This window comes from Cereibacter sp. Soil_C_27 (assembly GCF_057657095.1).
Map to the genome: position 1 here is coordinate 946,532 of NZ_JBDGJD010000002.1, position 19,249 is coordinate 965,780.

The window sequence follows — 19,249 nt, forward strand, 5'->3', positions numbered from 1 at the left end:
AGGGACGGCGCGCGCCTCGCGACACGCCCCGCCCCTGCCCTTCGTCCCCGCACGGGATCTCGTATGACGGTCGGGCCGACCGTCTCAGCTGCAGCCGCTGGTGCCGCCGCAGGTGTTGCACTTCATGCAGGTGCCGTTGCGCACCAGCGTGTAATTGCCGCATTCGCCGCAGGGATCGCCCTCGTAGCCCTGCATCTTTGCCTTGGTGCGGGCGTCCATCCCGACGGTGCCCGAAGCGAGCGCGGTTGCGCCGCGGGTCTCGGTCAGCATGCCGCCGAGGGTGGAGACCGCATCGAAGCTGGAGACGGACATGCCGCCCTGCAGCACGGTCAGCTCCTGCGGCAGGCGCTTGCGCAGATAGCCGGTGGAGCTGATCTGCTTCAGCACCTCGAGGCTGCGCGAGGCGGCTGCTTCCGAGACCTCGGACAGGTTCGAACGCTTGCCCTCTTCCTGCCCGCCGCCGAGATCGTCGAAGGACGCGCCCTGCGGTTTGACATGGGCGAGATCGGTGCGGTCGAGATAGGAGACCGCCAGTTCGCGGAAGATGTAGTCGAGGATCGAGGTCGCGTTCTTGATCGTCTCGTTGCCCTGCACCATGCCGGCCGGTTCGAACTTGGTGAAGGTGAAGGCCTCGACGAATTCCTCCAGCGGCACGCCGTATTGCAGGCCGACCGAGACCGCGATGGCGAAGTTGTTCATCATCGCCCGGAAGCCCGCGCCTTCCTTGTGCATGTCGATGAAGATCTCGCCCAGCGTGCCGTCCTTGTACTCGCCGGTGCGCAGGTAGACCTTGTGACCGCCGACGATGGCCTTCTGGGTGTAGCCCTTGCGGCGCTCGGGCAGCTTCTCGCGGTTGGAGCGGATGATCTCCTTGACGATCACCTTCTCGATGATCTTCTCGGCCAGAACGATCGCCTTCTCCTGCTGCGAGCCGTTGGTCAGGATCTCCTCGGCTTCCTCGTCATCCTCGACCAGCGCCGAGGCAAGCGGTTGGCTCAACTTCGAGCCGTCGCGGTAGAGGGCGTTCGCCTTGATGCCGAGCGACCAGGACAGCTCGTAGGCCGCCAGCGTCTCAGCGATGGAGGCCGAGTTCGGCATGTTGATCGTCTTGGAGATCGCGCCCGAGATGAACGACTGTGCAGCGGCCATCATGTGGATGTGGCTCTCGACCGAGAGATAGCGCTTGCCGGTCTTGCCGCAGGCATTGGCGCAGTCGAAGACCGAGTAATGCTCGGGCTTCAGGAAGGGTGCGCCCTCCAGCGTCATCGTCCCGCAGACATGGTCGTTGGCCGCATCGATCTGTGCCTTGGAGAAGCCGAGATGGCGCAGGAGGTCGAAGGTCGGATCGGCCAGCTTGTCCGCCGGGATGCCGAGGGTGTTCTTGCAGAAATCCTCGCCCAGCGTCCACTGGTTGAAGACGAAGCGGATGTCGAAGGCCGAGGGCAGCGCCGCCTCGATCTTGTCGAGTTCGCGCGACCCGAAACCATGGCCGATCAGCGCCGTGGTGTTGATCCCCGGACAGTTGCCGATCGAGCCGTGGCCGACCGCATGGGCAACGATCTCGGAGATCTGCGACGAGCGGTAGCCGAGCTTTTCCAGCGCCGCGGGCACCGACTGGTTGATGATCTTGAAGTAGCCGCCACCGGCGAGCTTCTTGAACTTCACCAACGCGAAGTCCGGCTCGATGCCCGTGGTGTCGCAATCCATCACCAGACCGATGGTCCCCGTGGGCGCGATCACCGTGGTCTGCGCATTGCGGAAGCCGTGCTGCTCGCCCAGGGAAAGCGCCTCGTCCCAGGCCGATTTCGCCAGCGGGATCAGCGACGGATCGGGGCAGTTGGCATGGTCGAGCGGCACCGGCGCAACGTTTACGGCCTCGTAGCCTGTGGTCTTGCCATAGGCCGCGGCACGGTGGTTGCGGATGACGCGCAGCATGTGGCTCGCGTTGCGCTGGTAGCCCGAGAAGGCGCCGAGTTCGCCCGCCATCTCGGCCGAGGTGGCATAGGAGACGCCGGTCATGATCGCGGTCAGCGCGCCGCAGAGCGCCCGGCCTTCGGCGGAGTCGTAGCCGAAGCCCATGTTCATCAAGAGGCCGCCGATATTGGCATAGCCGAGGCCCAGCGTGCGGAAGTCGTAGGAGAGCTGGGCGATTTCCTGCGAGGGGAATTGCGCCATCATCACCGAGACTTCCAGCGTCACCGTCCAGAGCCGGGTGGCATGGACATAGGCGTCGGCGTCGAACTTGCCGTTGGCGTAGAAGGTCAGCAGGTTCATCGAGGCGAGGTTGCAGGCCGTGTCGTCGAGGAACATGTATTCCGAGCAGGGGTTGGACCCCCGGATCGCGCCATCTTCCGGGCAGGTGTGCCAGGCGTTGACGGTGTCATGGAACTGGATGCCCGGATCGGCGCAGGCCCAGGCGGCATGGCCGACCTGATCCCAGAGATCGCGCGCCTTGATGGTCTTGGCCACCTTGCCATCGGTGCGGCGGATCAGCGCCCAGTCGGCATCGTCCCGCACCGCCTTGAGGAAGGCGTCGGTGACGCGGACCGAGTTGTTCGAGTTCTGGCCGGAGACCGAGATATAGGCCTCGGAATCCCAGTCGGTATCATAGGTCGGGAATTCGATCGAGGAGAAGCCCTGCCGCGCGTATTGCAGCACGCGATTGATGTAGGTCTCGGGGATCATCACCTTCTTGGCCGACCGGATCGCCGCCTTCAGCGCCTCGTTCTTCGCCGGATCGGTGGCATCGGCGATCGAGCCGTCCCAGCCGCCGATGGCGGTAAAGATCTCGTTCAGCTTGGCCTCGTGCATCTTGGAGCCGGCCACGAGGCTGGCGACCTTCTGCTCCTCGATGACCTTCCAGTTGATGAACTGCTCGACATCGGGGTGATCCATGTCGCAGATCACCATCTTGGCCGCGCGCCGCGTGGTGCCGCCCGACTTGATCGCCCCCGCCGCGCGGTCGCCGATCTTGAGAAAGCCCATCAGGCCGGAGGATTTGCCGCCGCCCGACAGCCTCTCGCCCTCGCCGCGCAGGCTGGAGAAGTTGGTGCCGGTGCCCGAGCCATATTTGAACAGCCGCGCCTCGCGGACCCAGAGATCCATGATGCCGCCGTCGCCGACCAGATCATCCTTCACCGACTGGATGAAGCAGGCATGCGGCTGCGGGTGCTCGTAGGCGGACTCGGACTTGGTAAGCTTGCCGGTCTGGTAATCGACGTAGTAATGGCCCTGCGACGGGCCGTCGATGCCATAGGCCCAGTGCAGGCCGGTGTTGAACCACTGCGGCGAGTTCGGCGCGGCCATCTGCCGGGCCAGCATGAAGCGCATCTCGTCGTAATAGGCGCGGGCATCGGCCTCGGTGGTGAAATAGCCGCCCTTCCAGCCCCAGTAGCACCAGGCCCCGGCCAGACGATCGAAGACCTGCTTGGCGCTGGTCTCGCCGACAATGCGCTGGTCTTCCGGCAGCGCCGCCAGCGCCGCCTCGTCGGGCACCGAGCGCCAGAGGAACTCGGGCACGCCCTTTTCCTTCACGCGCTTCAGCTTGGCCGGAACCCCCGCCTTGCGGAAATACTTCTGCGCCAGAACGTCGGAGGCCACCTGGCTCCAGCCTTCCGGCACTTCCACCGCCTCGTTGCGGAAGACCACCGTGCCGTCGGGATTGCGGATCTCGGAAACCGTCGTCGCAAAATCGATGGCACCGTAGGCGCCTGTCTCGGCCGTGGTGAACTTCCGCTCGATCTTCATCTGCCCCGTCTCCTGTTTTCGGTTGCGGGGCCCGGCCCCGAGACTGCTCCGGCGCTGACCTGTGCGCAAAACCCTCTCGTCCCGCGGAGGCGGGGCATGATCCGGCGCGGAACGCGCGATCGGCGGGACTTCGGCACTCAGGCGATGCACACTATATATTGTGCCCTGCTCGGGCGCTTCGTCAAAGTGTCGTAAAATCTGGGGGTCGGCAATCGGGAAATTTTAGCGGCGCCAGCGATTTTCGGCTTGACCCGCGTCCGCCGCTCCGGGTCCTGCCGATTCACCGCGAGGCCCGACTTGGGGATGGGCAAGTGGATAACTTTGGGTTGTGCGGTGGATAAGCGGCAAATCCTCTGGAAGGAGCGGCGTTTGCGGCTCCGCCTTGAAACGGTGGATGAAGTGCGGGCGCGAAGCGCCGCCCCCGCGACACGCCGGGCTGCTGCCGAGCCAAGCATTTCCCGCCTGTTGCGCGGAATCCTCAAGCCGCACCACCCTCTGCCCGATTCTCCGGCAGCCGCGCAGCGCGCCCCGGAGAATCCCCAGCTACAACCTGTGGTGGCGGCGGGGTGGCCTGCCCCCTCGGCGCGGCGATGTGGGCTTTTCCGGCGCGACAAAATCGCCTAAGTCCCGAGAGACGATCAGACCGGGGACCGTCATGCACAAGAACATCATCGCGCGCTGCGAGGCGAAAGGCCTGCGGATGACCGAGCAGCGCCGCATCGTGGCGAAGGTGATCGGTGCCGCTGACGACCATCCCGATGTCGAGGAGCTTTATGCCCGCGCCTCGGCCGTCGATCCGCGCATTTCCATCGCCACGGTCTACCGCACGGTAAAGCTGTTCGAGGAGGCTGGCATCCTGGAGCGGCTGGAGTTCGGCGACGGACGCGCGCGCTACGAGGATGCCGAGCGCGACCACCATGACCACCTGATCGACATGAACTCGGGCGAGGTGATCGAATTCGTCGATCCCGACATCGAGGCGCTGCAGGAACGCATCGCGGCGAAGCTTGGTTACAAGCTGATCGGGCACCGGCTGGAGCTCTACGGCACACCGGTGAAGAAGGGCTGACCGCCCGGCAAGGACAAGATGGAAAACCTGCGCGGCATCCTCATGATGGTCGCCTCGATGGCGGCCTTCGCCGTGGAGGACATGTTCATCAAGCTGGTCGCGGTGGACCTGCCGACCGGGCAGGTGCTGCTGTTCCTCGGCATCGCCGGCACGCCGCTCTTCGCCGCCCTTGCCGCGCGCGAGGGCAAGAGCATCTGGTCGCGCGAAGCGCTGGCGGGGCCGGTGCTCTGGCGCAATGCGGGCGAGATGATCGGCACGGCGGGCTTCATCACCGCGCTGGCGCTGGTGCCCTTGGCCACCATCTCCGCCATCCTGCAGGCGACGCCGCTGGCCGTCACCTTCGGCGCGGCGGTGTTTCTGGGCGAGACCGTTGGCTGGCGGCGCTGGAGCGCCATCGCGGTGGGGTTCGTCGGCGTGATGATCGTGATCCGCCCGGGCTTCGACGGCTTCGATCTCGCCTCGCTCTGGGGGGTTCTGGCGGTGATCGGCATGTCGGTGCGCGACATCGCCACCCGCCGCCTGCCCGCCAGCATCTCGACGATGCAGGTCGGCGCCTGGGCCTTCGTCACGGTGGCGGTGCTCGGCGCGGGCATGCTGCTGATCGGCGGCGGCGCGGTCTGGCCCACCCCGGCGCAGCTGGGCCTCCTGTGCGGCGCGCTTCTCTTCGGCTTCGTCGGCTACTGGACGGTGATCCTCGCCACCCGCGTCGGCGAGGTCTCGGCCATCGTCCCCTTCCGCTATTCGCGCCTCATCTTCGCCCTCGTGATCGGCACGCTGGTCTTCGGCGAGCGGCCCGACCGCTGGGTGCTGATCGGGGCGGCGCTGATCATCGGCTCCGGTCTCTACACCTTCGCGCGCGAGCAGCGGCTGCGGCGGCGCGCCCTTTTCATGCGGCCCGACGCAGGGTAAGAGGGCGGCAAACTTCCGCAGCACAGGGACATGCCATGAGCACGATCGTTGACATCCACGCCCGCGAGATTCTCGACAGCCGGGGCAACCCCACGATCGAGGTGGACGTGACGCTGGAAAGCGGCGCCTCGGGCCGCGCCGCCGTTCCCTCGGGCGCCTCGACCGGCGCGCATGAGGCGGTGGAACGCCGCGACGGCGACAAGGCCCGCTACATGGGCAAGGGCGTGCTGGAGGCGGTCGCTGCCGTCAACGGCGAGATCGCCGAAGAGCTGGTCGGCTTCGACGCCACCGAGCAGGTCGGCATCGACCGCACCATGATCGAGATGGACGGCACGGCGAACAAGTCGCGTCTGGGCGCAAACGCCATCCTCGGCGTCTCGCTCGCCGTGGCCAAGGCAGCCGCCGAGGTTTCCGGCCAGCCGCTCTACCGCTATGTAGGCGGCACCTCGGCCCGCATCCTGCCGGTGCCGATGATGAACATCATCAACGGCGGCGAACATGCCGACAACCCGATCGACATCCAGGAATTCATGATTATGCCGGTGGCGGCGGAGAACATCCGCGACGCGATCCGCATGGGCTCCGAAGTCTTCCACACGCTGAAGAAGGAACTGTCGGCAGCGGGCTTCAACACCGGGATCGGCGACGAGGGCGGCTTTGCCCCCAACATCAGCTCCACCCGCGAGGCGCTCGACTTCGTGCTGAAATCCATCGAGAAGGCCGGCTACCGCCCCGGCGAGGAGATCTTCCTCGCGCTCGACTGCGCGTCGACCGAATACTACCGCGGCGGCAAGTACGAGATGAAGGGCGAAGGCAAGTCGCTCAGCTCGGAAGAGAACGTGGCCTATCTGGCGGCGCTCTGCGGCGATTACCCGATCATCTCGATCGAGGATGGCATGGCCGAGGATGACTGGGACGGCTGGAAGATGCTGACCGAGACGCTGGGCGACAAGATCCAGCTGGTCGGCGACGATCTCTTCGTGACCAACCCCAAGCGTCTGGCCGAAGGCATCGCGGCGGGCTGCGCCAACTCCATGCTGGTGAAGGTGAACCAGATCGGCACCCTGACCGAGACGCTCGCCGCCGTCGACATAGCGCATCGCGCGCGCTACACCAACGTCATGTCGCACCGCTCGGGCGAGACCGAGGACAGCACCATCGCCGACCTCGCCGTGGCGACCAACTGCGGCCAGATCAAGACCGGCTCGCTGTCGCGCTCCGACCGTCTGGCGAAATACAACCAGCTGATCCGCATCGAGGAAATGCTGGGCGAAGTGGCCGAATACGCCGGCCGCTCGATCCTGAAGCGCTGATATCACAAGGCCCCGGCGGAAACGCCGGGGCCTTCTTCCTTCCGGGCCCACCGCCATGACCGACGCCGACCGGATCATCCGCGCCCTCGATCTCGCCCCTCATCCCGAGGGCGGCTGGTATCGCCAGACCTGGATGGCCGAGGGCGAAGGCCCCGCCGCGGGCACGGCGATCCTGTTCCTGCTGAAAGCGAACGAACGCTCGCATTGGCACCGGGTCGATGCCGCGGAGATCTGGCATTTCCATGCCGGCGCTCCGCTGATCCTGTCGATCGCCGCCGAGGCGCGAGGCCCGGCGCGGGATCTGCTGCTCGGCCCCGACGCGCTGGCGGGGCAATCGGTGCAGGGCATCGTGCCGCCGTTCCACTGGCAGGCCGCGCGCACGACCGGGGATTACAGCCTCGTCGGCTGCACCGTCAGCCCCGGCTTTCGCTTCGAGGGCTTCGAGCTGGCCCCGCCCGGCGTCGAGATTCCGCGCTAGTCCGGGCGGCTGATCTGCCCGCCCCCGACCAGCGCCGAGACCCCGGTGGTCGAAGGCCCCGAGGTCGGCAGGCCGCGCGCCACCCGGATGGCGAGAAAAGCGAAGGCCTGCGCCTCCAGCATGTCGCCGTCGAGGCCCACCGCTTCCACCGGCTGCACCTCGCAGGCCAGCCGCTCGGCCAGCATCGCCATCAGGGTGGCGTTGTGCCGCCCGCCCCCGCAGACCAGCACCCGCGAGACCGGCGTCGGGAAATGCTCGGCCCCGCGCGCCACCGCGGCGGCACAGGCCGCCGTCAGCGTCGCCGCCGCATCGGCATCCGAAAGGCCCGCGACCGCCTCGGAAAGCGCGGGAAAGGCATTGCGGTCCAGCGATTTCGGCGGCATGCGGAAGAAATAGGGATGGCGCAGGAACTGCTCCAGCACCGCCTCCTCCACCCGGCCCTCGGCGGCCAGCCTGCCGCCCTCGTCCTGCGTCAGCGCCCGGCGCGCCTGCATCAGGTCGTTCACCGGCGCATTGGCCGGCCCCGTGTCGAAGGCAAGGCAGGCCCCCGGCGCCTCGGGCACCGGCTGGCGCGGATCGACCCATGTCAGGTTGCCGACTCCCCCGAGGTTGAGAAAGGCCAGCGGCAGATCGGCGCCGATGCGCCGGGCGCAGGCGAAGTGGAAGAAGGGCGCCAGCGGCGCGCCCTGCCCGCCCATCTGCACGTCGGCGGTGCGGAAATCCCAGACCACCGGCACACCCAGCACCTGCGCCAGCACCGCGCCCGAGCCGGCCTGATGCGTGCCGCGCCCGCCCGGATCATGCGCCAGCGTCTGGCCGTGGAAGCCGACGAGATCCGCCCCCGGAAAGCGCGACAGCAGCTCGGCATGCGCGGTCTCCACCACCTCCGCCGCCGCCTGCGCCGCGGCCTCGCCCGGCCAGCAGCCGAAGCCCGCGCGGATCACCGCCCGCTCGGCCTCGCTGTAGGGGCGGTAGGCGCTGTCGCCCAGCTCCAGTATCCGCTCGCCATCGGTCAGCAGCATCGCCGCATCGACCCCGTCGAGCGAGGTGCCCGACATCGCCCCCAAGACCCAGAGCGCCCCCGGTTTCAACATGCCCTTCCCCTCACACCCTGCCCCCGATATACGAAACCCGTCACGAGATGACCTGTTAAAGCACGAGACCCCGATGACCTACCATGCGAAATCCGAATTCATGCGTGTGATGATCGAGCGCGGCTTCCTGGCCGATTGCACCGATTATCAGGCGCTCGACGCGGCCTTGGTCAAGGGGGTCGTGCCGACCTATATCGGCTATGACGCCACGGCGGCCTCGCTGCATGTCGGGCATCTCCTCAACATCATGATGCTGCGCTGGCTGCAGAAGACCGGGCACAAGCCGATCACCCTGATGGGCGGCGGCACGACCAAGGTGGGCGACCCCTCCTTCCGCGCCGATGAACGCCCGCTGCTGACGCCGGCGCAGATCGACGCCAACATCGCCGGGATGCAGCAGGTCTTCGCCCGCTACCTCTCCTACGGCGAGGGCGCGACCGATGCGCTGATGCTGAACAACGCCGAATGGCTCGACGATCTGAACTACCTCGATTTCCTGCGGGACATCGGGCGGCATTTCTCGGTGAACCGGATGCTGGCATTCGAGAGCGTGAAATCCCGGCTGGACCGCGAGCAGTCGCTGTCCTTCCTCGAGTTCAACTACATGATCCTGCAGGCCTACGACTTCCTCGAGTTGCACCGCCGCTACGGCTGCCTGTTGCAGATGGGCGGGTCTGACCAGTGGGGCAACATCATCAACGGGATCGACCTCACCCGCCGCGTGCTGGATGACGAGATCTACGGCCTGACCTCGCCGCTGCTGACCACGTCGGACGGGCGCAAGATGGGCAAGTCGCAGGGCGGCGCCGTCTGGCTCAACGGCGAGATGCTGTCGCCCTACGACTTCTGGCAGTTCTGGCGCAACACCACCGACGCCGACGTGGGCCGCTTCCTCAAGCTCTACACCGAGCTGCCGGTGGAAGAGTGCGACCGGCTCGGCGCACTGCAGGGCTCGGAGATCAACGCGGCCAAGGTGATCCTCGCCAACGAGGTGACGACCCTGCTGCACGGCGCCGAAGCGGCGGCGGCGGCGGAAGCCACGGCGCGGGCGGTGTTCGAACAGGGCGGCGTCGGCGACGAGCTGGAGGTGGTGACGCTGGAGGCGGCCAAGCTCGACGGCGGGCTTTCGGTCAGCCATTTCCTCGTCGCGGCCGGTCTGGTGACCTCGGGCAAGGAGGCGAAGCGTCTGGTGGCCGAGAACGGGCTGCGGTTCAACAACGAGCCGGTCAGTGACGCCAATGCGACGGTGACGGCGGAGACGGTCGGCGAAGAACTTAAGGTCTCGATCGGCAAGAAGAAACACAAGTTGGTCAGACTCGCCTGACCCTCATTTTCTGTCTTCAAATATCCTCGGGGGGTCCGGGGGGCAGACAGCCCCCCGGCCTTTCCATTTGTCCCGACGCCTCAGGGCGCGACCGTGACCTTGGTCATCACGTCCGGCGTGCTCGGCGGCTCGCCCTTGGCGATGCTGTCCACGACATCCATCCCCGAAATCACCTTGCCGACCACGGTATACTGGCCGTTCAGGAACTCGCCCGGGGCGAACATGATGAAGAACTGCGAGTTGGCCGAATCCGGGCTGGCCGACCGGGCCATGCCGACGACGCCGCGCTCGAAGCTGACGTCCGAGAACTCCGCCGGGATGTCCGGCAGGTCGGAGCCGCCCATGCCCGCGCTGGAAAGGTCGGAACCCTTGCCATATTGCACATCACCGGTCTGGGCCATGAAGCCGTCGATGACGCGGTGGAACACCACCCCGTCATAGGCGCCCTGCCCGGCTAGCGCGGTGATCTGCGCCACGTGCTGCGGCGCCACCTCGGGCATCAGGTCGATGACCACGGTCCCGTTGGCCGCGCCCGCGACCTCAATGCTGAGGTTCGGGCCGGGGCCGTCGGTGGCGTCCTGCGCCATGACGGCGGATTGCGACAGGCCATAGCCGCCGAGAACAGCCAGCCCCAGCGCCATGATCCCGCTTGCGAGGAAGCGCCCGTCAGACATCTGCCGCGACCTTGACCGAGATCATGCGGTCCGGGTTCGGCGCAGGCTCGCCCCGGGTGATCTTGTCAACGAACTCCATGCCGGAAATCACGTTGCCATAGACGGTGTATTGCCCGTTCAGGAAATCGTTGTCCTTGAAGTTGATGAAGAACTGGCTGTTGGCCGAGTTCGGGTTCTGCGAGCGCGCGGCGCCGATGGACCCACGGGCGTGCGGCAACTTGGAGAATTCCGCCGGGAGGTCCGGCATGTCCGACCCGCCGGTGCCGGCGCGGCGCAGGTTGAAGTCCTTCTCGGCATTGCCATTGGCCACGTCGCCGGTCTGGGCCATGAAGCCGTCGATGACGCGGTGGAACACCACGTTGTCATAGGCGCCGCCACGGGCGAGGGCCTTCATCCGCTCGACATGCTTGGGGGCCACATCCGGCAGCAGCTGGATCACCACCTCGCCGTCCTTCAGCGTCATGATGATCGTGTTCTCGGGATCGGTAATCTCGGCCATGAGGCACTCCTCTGTCTTGGGTTGGCTGAACCTAGTCTTGCACGGCCCTCAGGAAAAGGTCTGAATTTCTCCGGCTGCGTCATGCCGCCGGTTGACCTTGCGCCCGAGTTGGGACGAAACAGGAGGCCACATCACATCAGGGAGCGCATCATGGGCTGGAAAACACTCGACGACATGGATCTTGCCGGCAAGGTCGTGCTGGTCCGGGTCGATGTGAACGTGCCGATGGAAAACGGCGAAGTGACCGATGCGACGCGGATCGAGAAGATCGTGCCGACGGTGACAGACATTCTGGCCAAGGGCGGCAAGCCGGTGCTTCTGGCGCATTTCGGCCGGCCCAAGGGCAAGGTCGTCGAGGAGATGAGCCTGCGTCTGGTGCTTCCCGCGCTGCAGAAGGCCCTGCCCGGCACCAAGGTCTCCTTCGCCAGCGACTGCGTCGGGCCGGAGGCCGAGCAGGCGGTAGGGGCGATGCTGGAGGGCGAGGTTCTGCTGCTGGAGAACACCCGCTTCCATGCCGGGGAAGAGAAGAACGATCCCGAGCTCGCGAAGGCTACGGCGGACCTCGGCGATGTCTATGTGAACGACGCCTTCTCGGCGGCGCACCGCGCCCATGCCTCGACCGAGGCCATCGCCCGGCTGCTGCCGGCGGCGGCGGGACGGCTGATGGAGGCCGAGCTGAAGGCGCTGGAAGCGGCGCTCGGCAAGCCGCAGCGCCCGGTGGTGGCGGTGGTCGGCGGGGCCAAGGTCTCGACCAAGCTCGACCTTCTGGGTAATCTGGTGGGCCGCGTCGATCATCTGGTGATCGGCGGCGGCATGGCCAACACCTTCCTCGTGGCGCAGGGCGTCGAAGTCGGCAAGTCGCTGGCCGAGCGCGACATGGCGCCGACCGCGCTGGAGATCGTCGAGAAGGCCAAGGCCGCCGGCTGCACCATCCACCTGCCGCTCGACGTGGTGGTGGCGCGCGAGTTCAAGGCCGGGGCGGCGAACGAGTCGGTCGATGTCTCCGCCTGCCCCGCCGATGCGATGATCCTCGACGCCGGGCCGAAGACTGTGGCGGCGCTGTCAGAGGTCTTCGCCACAGCGAAGACGCTGATCTGGAACGGCCCGCTCGGCGCTTTCGAGATCGAGCCTTTCGATGCCGCGACCAATGCCGCGGCGCTGCAGGTGGCGCAGCTGACCAAGGCTGGCGAGCTGATCTCGGTCGCGGGCGGCGGCGATACGGTGGCGGCGCTGAACAAGGCCGGGGCGGCCGAGGGCTTCAGCTACATCTCGACGGCGGGCGGTGCCTTCCTCGAATGGATGGAAGGCAAGGAACTGCCCGGTGTGGCGGCTTTGGAGGGCTGAGACCGGGATTTTCCGCCGTTTTTCACGCTGTTAGCGCCAACAGCGTTGCGAAGGCGTTTCCGGGGTTCTAGACCGCTGGGCATAAACCCATTTGGAAGGACCTCGGAATGCGCGCGAGCAAAGTTGTTCAGAAAATCCTCAGCAATTACGAAGGCGAGACGCCCGGCGTGAAGGCGAACCTCTGCCGGATGCTGATGGAGGGCAAGCTGGGCGGCACCGGGAAGATGATCATCCTGCCGGTCGACCAGGGCTTCGAGCACGGCCCGGCGCGCACCTTCGCGGCCAACCCGGCGGCCTACGATCCGCATTACCACTACCAGCTGGCGATCGACGCGGGGCTCAACGCCTACGCTGCCCCGCTGGGCATGCTGGAAGCCGGGGCCGACACCTTTGCCGGCCAGATCCCGACGATCCTCAAGGCGAACTCGGCCAATTCGCTGATGTCCGACACCGCCGGCAAGAACCAGGCGATCACCGCCTGCGTCGACGACGCGCTGCGTCTGGGCTGCGCGGCCATCGGCTTCACCATCTATCCGGGCTCGGACATGGCCCTTGATATGTATGAAGAAATCTCTGCCATGCGGCAGGAGGCGGCGGCCAAGGGTGTCGCCACGGTGATCTGGTCCTACCCGCGCGGCGAGGCGATCAGCAAGGATGGCGAGACCGGGATCGATGTGGCGGCCTATGCGGCGCAGATCGCGGCGCTGCTCGGGGCGCATGTCATCAAGATCAAGCTCTCGACCGACCACCTGATGCTGGCGGAGGCCAAGAAGGTCTACGAGGAGCAGAACATCGACATCGCCACCCAGGCGGCGCGGGTGCGGCACTGCATGGACGCGAGCTTTGCCGGGCGGCGCATCGTGGTCTTCTCGGGCGGTGCCAAGAAGGGCGAGGATTCGGTCTATGACGACGCCCGCGCGATCCGCGACGGCGGTGGCAACGGCTCGATCATCGGGCGCAACAGCTTCCAGCGCTCGCGCAGTGACGCCCTCGCCATGCTGGGCAAGCTGGTCGACATCTACAAGGGCCGCGCCTGAGCCGCTTTTCCGCCTGTCCCGCCCCGGCGGGACAGGCGCCGAAGTGTTTGGCGCTCCTGTCATTTTCGGATTCCCAAATCGCTCGCCATCTGCCATGATTCCCGGATGCGCCCCCGCTGAACGAGGGGCCACCACCTGAGGCCCTGTCCATGAGCAGCTCGCAATCGCGCCCGGCAATCGGCGCCACGCTTTACTTCATTCTGGCCTTCACCCTGGGCGCCTATTTCACCTTCGCCGCCGTGCAGGGCGATTTCGGCGTGTTCCGGCAGGTGCAGATCAAGGCCGAGGCCGACGCGCTGCGGGCCGAGCGTGACCTCTTGCGAACCGATCTGGCCGAGATGCAGAACAAGACCCGCCGCCTGTCGGACGACTACCTCGATCTCGACCTGCTCGATGAACAGGCCCGCGACGTGCTGGGCTATGTCCGCGCCGACGAGATCGTCATCCGCTAGATCACGATGCACATCCGATGCACGGGGCATGCACGGCCCGTGCAGACGCGGCTTGCGTCGCGTCAGGGCGGCAAGTCTTCTGCGAAGACTTGCGGTAGGCGATCTTTCTGCGAAAGATCGGGAGGAAGCGTTTTCGCAGAAAACGCGCCTGGGGGGATTTTCGCAGAAAATCCGTGGTGGCGGATCGCCGGTCTGAGGCCACCGGAGCGGCTCTCAGTTTGCTCTCGCCCAATGCTTTCCGATACGCTAAAGATAGTTCAGCATTAAACTACTTGTCTGCGACGGGAGGAGCCTGCATGGCCACCAAGAAATCGCCGGAGAAATCCAACGTCTCGAAAGACGAATTGCTGACCTACTACCGCGAGATGCTCCTGATCCGACGATTCGAGGAAAAGGCCGGGCAGCTCTACGGCATGGGCCTGATCGGCGGCTTCTGCCATCTCTACATCGGCCAGGAAGCCGTGGTCGTCGGGCTCGAGGCCGCCGCCAAGGAAGGCGACAAGCGGATCACCTCCTACCGCGACCACGGGCACATGCTGGCCTGCGGCATGGACCCCAAGGGGGTGATGGCCGAGCTGACCGGGCGCGAGGGGGGCTACTCCAAGGGCAAGGGCGGCTCGATGCACATGTTCTCCAAGGAGAAGCATTTCTACGGCGGCCACGGCATCGTCGGCGCGCAGGTGCCGCTGGGCGCGGGGCTTGCCTTCGCCGACAAGTATCTGGGCAATGACAACGTGACCTTCGCCTATTTCGGCGACGGCGCGGCGAACCAGGGTCAGGTCTACGAGACCTACAACATGGCCGAGCTGTGGAACCTGCCGGTCGTCTTCGTCATCGAGAACAACCAGTACGCCATGGGCACGAGCGTGAAGCGCTCCACCAAGTCGCCCTCGCTCTGGGAGCGTGGCGCCGCCTATGGCATCAAGGGCGAGGCTGTCGACGGCATGGACGTGCTGGCGGTGAAGGCTGCCGGCGAGAAGGCGGTTGCCGCCTGCCGCGCCGGCGAGGGCCCCTATATCCTCGAGATGATGACCTACCGCTACCGCGGCCACTCGATGTCGGACCCGGCGAAATACCGGACCCGCGAGGAGGTGCAGAAGATGCGCGACGAGAAGGACGCCATCGAGCATGTGCGCGACATGCTGCTGCAGGGCGGCCATGCCTCGGACGAGGATCTGAAAGCCGTCGACCGCGACATCAAGGCCGTGGTGAACGAGTCCGCCGACTTCGCCAAGGAGAGCCCCGAGCCTGCGCTCGAGGAACTCTGGACCGACATCTACGCCTGAGGAGAGAACCCATGGCAACCGAAGTACTGATGCCCGCGCTCTCGCCGACGATGGAAGAGGGCACGCTGGCCAAGTGGCTGGTGAAGGAAGGCGACGCGGTGAAAAGCGGCCAGATCCTCGCCGAGATCGAGACCGACAAGGCCACGATGGAATTCGAGGCGGTGGACGAGGGGATCGTCGGCAAGCTGCTGGTCGCCGAAGGCACCTCGGGCGTGAAGGTGAACACGCCGATCGCGGTGATGCTGGAGGAAGGCGAGAGCGCCGACGCCGCGCCGGAAAAGGCCGCGGCTCCCTCGGCCAGCGTCGAGAAGCAGCCCGAACAGCCGGAAGGATCGGAAGGCAAGGCGGTCGACGAGCCGCTGGTCTCCTCGCCCGGTTCGGCGGTGCCCGCGAAGCCCCCGGTCTCGCCGGACTGGCCCGAAGGCACGGCGATGAAGACGATGACCGTGCGTGAGGCGCTGCGCGAGGCCATGGCGGAAGAGATGCGCGGCAATGACCGCGTCTTCCTGATGGGCGAAGAGGTGGGCGAGTATCAGGGCGCCTACAAGATCAGCCAAGGCCTGCTCGACGAGTTCGGGCCGAAGCGCGTGGTGGACACGCCGATCACCGAGCACGGCTTCGCCGGCATCGCGGTCGGCGCGGCCTTCGGCGGGCTGAACCCGATCGTCGAGTTCATGACCTTCAACTTCGCCATGCAGGCGATGGACCAGATCCTGAACTCGGCGGCGAAGACGCTCTACATGTCCGGCGGCCAGATGGGCTGCCCGATCGTGTTCCGCGGCCCGAACGGCGCGGCGGCCCGCGTCGGCGCGCAGCACAGCCAGGACTATGCCGCCTGGTATGCGCAGATCCCGGGGCTGAAGGTGGTGATGCCCTATTCGGCCGCCGATGCGAAGGGTCTGTTGAAGCAGGCGATCCGCGATCCGAACCCGGTGATCTTCCTCGAGAACGAGATCCTCTACGGCCGCTCCTTCGAGGTGCCGGTGCTCGACGATTTCACCATCCCATTCGGCAAGGCGAAGATCTGGCGCGACGGCACGGATGTGACCATCGTCAGCTTCGGCATCGGCATGACCTATGCGCTGGAAGCGGCGGAGAAGCTGGCCGAGGACGGCATCAGCGCCGAGGTCATCGACCTGCGCACGCTGCGGCCCATCGACTATGACACGGTGCTCGAGTCGGTGAAGAAGACCAACCGCTGCGTCACGGTGGAAGAGGGCTGGCCGGTGGGCTCCATCGGCAACCACCTCTCGGCGACGATCATGCAGCGGGCCTTCGACTATCTCGACGCCCCGGTGCTGAACCTCACCGGCAAGGACGTGCCGATGCCCTATGCGGCGAATCTCGAAAAGCTCGCGCTGGTGACGACGGCGGAAGTCGTCGAAGCCGTCAAATCCGTCTGCTACCGCTGAGGAGGCAAGCCCATGGCAACCGAAGTTCTGATGCCCGCGCTGTCTCCGACGATGGAGGAAGGCACGCTGGCGAAATGGCTGGTCAAGGAGGGGGATGCGGTCAAGTCGGGCCAGATCCTCGCCGAGATCGAGACCGACAAGGCGACGATGGAGTTCGAGGCGGTCGATGAGGGGATCGTCGGCAAGCTGCTGATCGCCGAAGGCACCTCCGGGGTGAAGGTGAACACCCCCATCGCCGTGATGCTGGAGGAAGGCGAGGACGCCGATGCGGCGCCGGCCAAGGGCGGCGACGTGGTGTCGGAGAAGAAGGTCCCGCCAGCGGAAGAGCCTGCGGATCAAGCCGCCCCGGCCCAGTCCAAGGCGGCGCCCGCCGAGAAACCGGCCGAGAAGCCTGCGGCGCCGGAGGCGAAGGCCTCCTCGGGGGCGCGGGTCTTCGCCTCGCCGCTGGCCCGGCGCATCGCGCGCGAGAAGGGTCTGGACCTGACGGCCGTGAAGGGCTCCGGCCCGCATGGGCGGATCGTGAAGGCGGATGTCGAGGGGGCCCAGCCCTCGGCAGCGGCGCCTGCGGCGGCCAAGGCCGAAGCGGCGACCCCGGCAGCAGCGCCTGCGACCCCTGCCCCCTCGGCCATGCCGGCAGGCGCCTCGGCCGAGGCCGTCGCCAAGATGTTCGCCGACCGCGACTACGAGACGGTGACGCTCGACGGGATGCGCAAGACCATTGCCGCGCGTCTCACCGAGGCCAAGCAGACCATCCCGCATTTCTATCTGCGCCGCGACGTGCAGCTCGATGCGCTGATGAAGTTCCGTGCCGAGCTGAACGCCCAGCTCGAAGGCCGGGGGGTGAAGCTGTCGGTGAACGACTTCATCATCAAGGCCTGCGCGCTGGCGCTGCAGGCGGTGCCCAATGCCAATGCCGTCTGGGCCGGCGACCGCATCCTGCGGCTGAAGCCGTCGGATGTGGCGGTGGCGGTGGCAATCGAAGGCGGGCTCTTTACCCCGGTGCTGCGCGACGCGCATCAGAAGACGCTCTCGGCCCTGTCGGCGGAGATGAAGGATCTGGCCGCCCGCGCCAAGACCCGCAAGCTGGCGCCGCATGAGTATCAGGGCGGCAGCTTCGCGATCTCCAATCTCGGGATGTTCGGGATCGACAACTTCGACGCGGTGATCAACCCGCCGCACGGCTCGATCCTCGCGGTCGGCGCCGGGGTGAAGAAGCCGGTGGTGAAGGGCAGCGAGGTCACGGTGGCCACCGTGATGTCGATGACGCTCTCGGTCGATCACCGGGTGATCGACGGCGCGTTGGGGGCGGAGTTCCTCAAGGCCATCGTCGAGAACCTCGAGAACCCGATGGCGATGCTGGCCTGAACCGGCTTCCGGATATGAAAAAACGGCCCGGAGCGTGCGCTCCGGGCCGTTTTCATTCGAGAGGTTTTCTCAGACCTGACCGGCAATCAGCTGGTCCATGGTGACCGAGGGCTGCGCACAGCCCGCCTCGCCCACCACCCGCGCCGGAACGCCGGCCACGGTCGAGCAGGGCGGCACGTCATGCAGCACCACCGACCCGGCCGCGATGCGGCTGCAATGGCCGACGTGAATGTTGCCCAGCACCTTGGCTCCTGCCCCGATCAGCACGCCGTTGCCGATCTTGGGATGCCGGTCGCCGTCTTCCTTGCCGGTGCCGCCCAGCGTCACCGAATGCAGCATCGAGACATTGTCGCCCACCACCGCCGTCTCGCCGATGACAATGGAATGCGCGTGGTCGATCATCAGCCCGCGCCCGACCTGCGCCGCCGGGTGAATATCGACGCCGAAGGCTTCCGACACCCGCATCTGCACGAAATAGGCCAGGTCGATCCGCCCTTGGGTCCAGAGCCAATGACCGATGCGGTAAGCCTGCACCGCCTGATAGCCCTTGAAAAACAGCAGGGGCTGGAGGAAGCGGTGGCAGGCGGGATCGCGCTCGAACACGGCCATGATGTCGGCCCGCGCCATCTGGCCCAGATCGGGCTCGCGGGCGAAGGCCTCGTCGGCGATCTCGCGCAGGATCTGCTCGCTCATCTCGCCCGAAGCCAGCTTCAGCGAGAAGCGGTAGGCCAGCGCCCGTTCCATCGACGGGTGGTGCAGCAGGCTGGAATGGATCAGCCCGCCGAGCAGCGGCTCCGCCTGAATGGCCGCCACGGCCTCCTCGCAGATGCGCTGCCAGACCGGATCGACAGTTGACACACGGGGTTTGGTTTCGGCCATGGCTGGTCCTCCGTTCACGACTGAAGATTAGCACATAGGTGGCGGCGGCGACAGTCCAAGAGGGCGGGCGCGCCGCTCCGCCTTTCGTCCCTGCCGCGCCGCCAGTGCCGCGATGACGAGCCCCAGCGCCGCAAGATAGTCGGGATCGGTGGCGAAAGGCTCGCGCCGCCGCGGCATCCCCGCCGTGGCCGAACCGAGACTGCCGCAGCCCCAGAGGGGATGCGCCCGCCTGAGCCGCTTCATGACCGCATGCGCCGCATGGGCGCGGTAGAAGAGAAGGTCGAGCGTGGTCTTCCGCTCCGCCACGGGAAGCGCCATCAGCACCCGCGCCACCGTCACGATATCGGCCAGAAGCACTGTCCGCATC

Annotated in this window: 17 protein-coding genes; 11 read left to right on the forward strand and 6 right to left on the reverse strand. The window is 66.5% G+C overall.

The window, feature by feature from the left end; all coding sequences use genetic code 11:
• Positions 1 to 84 precede the first annotated feature (84 nt).
• Positions 85 to 3,747 carry a vitamin B12-dependent ribonucleotide reductase gene (locus tag AC3A5Z_RS11650; protein ID WP_487519502.1) on the reverse strand — a complete coding sequence of 1,221 codons (3,663 nt, stop codon included), beginning with the start codon at positions 3,745 to 3,747 and terminating at the stop codon, positions 85 to 87.
• A 655-nt stretch (positions 3,748 to 4,402) separates the two neighbouring features.
• Here AC3A5Z_RS11650 and AC3A5Z_RS11655 point away from each other — a divergent pair.
• Genes AC3A5Z_RS11655 through AC3A5Z_RS11670 form a run of 4 tightly spaced genes read left to right on the forward strand, consistent with a single transcriptional unit; the run spans position 4,403 to position 7,516 of the window.
• Entirely contained in the window at positions 4,403 to 4,816 is a 414-nt protein-coding gene (locus tag AC3A5Z_RS11655) for a Fur family transcriptional regulator (RefSeq protein ID WP_487519503.1), read from the forward strand.
• An 18-nt stretch (positions 4,817 to 4,834) separates the two neighbouring features.
• Positions 4,835 to 5,725, forward strand: coding sequence for a DMT family transporter (locus AC3A5Z_RS11660; RefSeq protein ID WP_487519504.1), 891 nt, complete (start codon positions 4,835 to 4,837; stop codon positions 5,723 to 5,725).
• Positions 5,726 to 5,760: 35 nt separating this feature from the next.
• Positions 5,761 to 7,038, forward strand: coding sequence for a phosphopyruvate hydratase (gene eno, locus AC3A5Z_RS11665; RefSeq protein WP_487519505.1), 1,278 nt, complete (start codon positions 5,761 to 5,763; stop codon positions 7,036 to 7,038).
• Between the two features lie 55 nt (positions 7,039 to 7,093).
• The gene (locus AC3A5Z_RS11670; protein ID WP_487519506.1) at positions 7,094 to 7,516 is read left to right on the forward strand and encodes a cupin domain-containing protein; all 423 of its coding nucleotides are present in this window, start codon (positions 7,094 to 7,096) and stop codon (positions 7,514 to 7,516) included.
• On the opposite strand, the gene AC3A5Z_RS11675 is transcribed toward AC3A5Z_RS11670, so the two are convergent.
• Positions 7,513 to 8,610, reverse strand: a complete 1,098-nt coding sequence (locus tag AC3A5Z_RS11675) for an anhydro-N-acetylmuramic acid kinase (protein WP_487519507.1) — start codon at positions 8,608 to 8,610, stop codon at positions 7,513 to 7,515. The genes AC3A5Z_RS11670 and AC3A5Z_RS11675 overlap by 4 nt on opposite strands.
• A 73-nt stretch (positions 8,611 to 8,683) precedes the next feature.
• Between AC3A5Z_RS11675 and tyrS the strand changes: the two genes are divergently transcribed.
• Positions 8,684 to 9,934 carry a tyrosine--tRNA ligase gene (gene tyrS / locus AC3A5Z_RS11680; protein ID WP_487519508.1) on the forward strand — a complete coding sequence of 417 codons (1,251 nt, stop codon included), beginning with the start codon at positions 8,684 to 8,686 and terminating at the stop codon, positions 9,932 to 9,934.
• A gap of 80 nt (positions 9,935 to 10,014) precedes the next feature.
• Here the strand turns inward: tyrS and AC3A5Z_RS11685 are convergent, their stop codons facing one another.
• Positions 10,015 to 10,608 carry a peptidylprolyl isomerase gene (locus AC3A5Z_RS11685; protein WP_487519509.1) on the reverse strand — a complete coding sequence of 198 codons (594 nt, stop codon included), beginning with the start codon at positions 10,606 to 10,608 and terminating at the stop codon, positions 10,015 to 10,017.
• The gene (locus AC3A5Z_RS11690) at positions 10,601 to 11,107 is read right to left on the reverse strand and encodes a peptidylprolyl isomerase (RefSeq protein ID WP_487519510.1); all 507 of its coding nucleotides are present in this window, start codon (positions 11,105 to 11,107) and stop codon (positions 10,601 to 10,603) included. The genes AC3A5Z_RS11685 and AC3A5Z_RS11690 overlap by 8 nt, the downstream gene beginning before the upstream one ends.
• A 150-nt stretch (positions 11,108 to 11,257) precedes the next feature.
• On the opposite strand from AC3A5Z_RS11690, the gene AC3A5Z_RS11695 reads away from it, so the two are divergent.
• The 6 genes from AC3A5Z_RS11695 to AC3A5Z_RS11720 all read left to right on the forward strand — a co-directional run bounded on the left by AC3A5Z_RS11695 (position 11,258) and on the right by AC3A5Z_RS11720 (position 18,003).
• Positions 11,258 to 12,451 carry a phosphoglycerate kinase gene (locus AC3A5Z_RS11695; RefSeq protein WP_487519511.1) on the forward strand — a complete coding sequence of 398 codons (1,194 nt, stop codon included), beginning with the start codon at positions 11,258 to 11,260 and terminating at the stop codon, positions 12,449 to 12,451.
• Between the two features lie 107 nt (positions 12,452 to 12,558).
• Entirely contained in the window at positions 12,559 to 13,488 is a 930-nt protein-coding gene (locus AC3A5Z_RS11700; protein ID WP_487519512.1) for a class I fructose-bisphosphate aldolase, read from the forward strand.
• 149 nt (positions 13,489 to 13,637) lie between these two features.
• Positions 13,638 to 13,940 carry an FtsB family cell division protein gene (locus tag AC3A5Z_RS11705; RefSeq protein ID WP_487519513.1) on the forward strand — a complete coding sequence of 101 codons (303 nt, stop codon included), beginning with the start codon at positions 13,638 to 13,640 and terminating at the stop codon, positions 13,938 to 13,940.
• A 296-nt stretch (positions 13,941 to 14,236) separates the two neighbouring features.
• The gene (gene pdhA, locus AC3A5Z_RS11710; RefSeq protein ID WP_444666502.1) at positions 14,237 to 15,226 is read left to right on the forward strand and encodes a pyruvate dehydrogenase (acetyl-transferring) E1 component subunit alpha; all 990 of its coding nucleotides are present in this window, start codon (positions 14,237 to 14,239) and stop codon (positions 15,224 to 15,226) included.
• Between the two features lie 11 nt (positions 15,227 to 15,237).
• The gene (locus tag AC3A5Z_RS11715) at positions 15,238 to 16,638 is read left to right on the forward strand and encodes a pyruvate dehydrogenase complex E1 component subunit beta (RefSeq protein WP_487519514.1); all 1,401 of its coding nucleotides are present in this window, start codon (positions 15,238 to 15,240) and stop codon (positions 16,636 to 16,638) included.
• A gap of 12 nt (positions 16,639 to 16,650) precedes the next feature.
• On the forward strand, positions 16,651 to 18,003 hold the full coding sequence (locus AC3A5Z_RS11720; RefSeq protein WP_487519515.1) for a pyruvate dehydrogenase complex dihydrolipoamide acetyltransferase: 1,353 nt from the start codon (positions 16,651 to 16,653) through the stop codon (positions 18,001 to 18,003).
• Between the two features lie 69 nt (positions 18,004 to 18,072).
• On the opposite strand, the gene cysE is transcribed toward AC3A5Z_RS11720, so the two are convergent.
• Positions 18,073 to 18,882 (reverse strand): serine O-acetyltransferase, encoded by an 810-nt coding sequence (gene cysE, locus AC3A5Z_RS11725; RefSeq protein WP_487519516.1) that lies wholly within the window; start codon positions 18,880 to 18,882, stop codon positions 18,073 to 18,075.
• Positions 18,883 to 18,909: 27 nt separating this feature from the next.
• A complete protein-coding gene (locus AC3A5Z_RS11730) occupies positions 18,910 to 19,248 on the reverse strand; it encodes a DUF7742 family protein (protein ID WP_487519517.1) in 339 nt (112 codons plus the stop codon).
• Between the last annotated feature and the right edge of the window lies 1 nt (position 19,249).

Coding starts and splice junctions, on each gene's coding strand:
- AC3A5Z_RS11660 (WP_487519504.1), top strand. CDS start 4,835: ATGGAAAACCTGCGCGGCATCCTCATGATGGTCGCCTCGATGGCGGCC.
- eno (WP_487519505.1), top strand. CDS start 5,761: ATGAGCACGATCGTTGACATCCACGCCCGCGAGATTCTCGACAGCCGG.
- AC3A5Z_RS11730 (WP_487519517.1), bottom strand. CDS start 19,248: ATGCGGACAGTGCTTCTGGCCGATATCGTGACGGTGGCGCGGGTGCTG.
- cysE (WP_487519516.1), bottom strand. CDS start 18,882: ATGGCCGAAACCAAACCCCGTGTGTCAACTGTCGATCCGGTCTGGCAG.
- AC3A5Z_RS11670 (WP_487519506.1), top strand. CDS start 7,094: ATGACCGACGCCGACCGGATCATCCGCGCCCTCGATCTCGCCCCTCAT.
- AC3A5Z_RS11675 (WP_487519507.1), bottom strand. CDS start 8,610: ATGTTGAAACCGGGGGCGCTCTGGGTCTTGGGGGCGATGTCGGGCACC.
- AC3A5Z_RS11705 (WP_487519513.1), top strand. CDS start 13,638: ATGAGCAGCTCGCAATCGCGCCCGGCAATCGGCGCCACGCTTTACTTC.
- AC3A5Z_RS11700 (WP_487519512.1), top strand. CDS start 12,559: ATGCGCGCGAGCAAAGTTGTTCAGAAAATCCTCAGCAATTACGAAGGC.
- AC3A5Z_RS11690 (WP_487519510.1), bottom strand. CDS start 11,107: ATGGCCGAGATTACCGATCCCGAGAACACGATCATCATGACGCTGAAG.
- AC3A5Z_RS11655 (WP_487519503.1), top strand. CDS start 4,403: ATGCACAAGAACATCATCGCGCGCTGCGAGGCGAAAGGCCTGCGGATG.
- AC3A5Z_RS11695 (WP_487519511.1), top strand. CDS start 11,258: ATGGGCTGGAAAACACTCGACGACATGGATCTTGCCGGCAAGGTCGTG.
- AC3A5Z_RS11715 (WP_487519514.1), top strand. CDS start 15,238: ATGGCAACCGAAGTACTGATGCCCGCGCTCTCGCCGACGATGGAAGAG.
- AC3A5Z_RS11720 (WP_487519515.1), top strand. CDS start 16,651: ATGGCAACCGAAGTTCTGATGCCCGCGCTGTCTCCGACGATGGAGGAA.
- AC3A5Z_RS11650 (WP_487519502.1), bottom strand. CDS start 3,747: ATGAAGATCGAGCGGAAGTTCACCACGGCCGAGACAGGCGCCTACGGT.
- tyrS (WP_487519508.1), top strand. CDS start 8,684: ATGACCTACCATGCGAAATCCGAATTCATGCGTGTGATGATCGAGCGC.
- pdhA (WP_444666502.1), top strand. CDS start 14,237: ATGGCCACCAAGAAATCGCCGGAGAAATCCAACGTCTCGAAAGACGAA.
- AC3A5Z_RS11685 (WP_487519509.1), bottom strand. CDS start 10,608: ATGTCTGACGGGCGCTTCCTCGCAAGCGGGATCATGGCGCTGGGGCTG.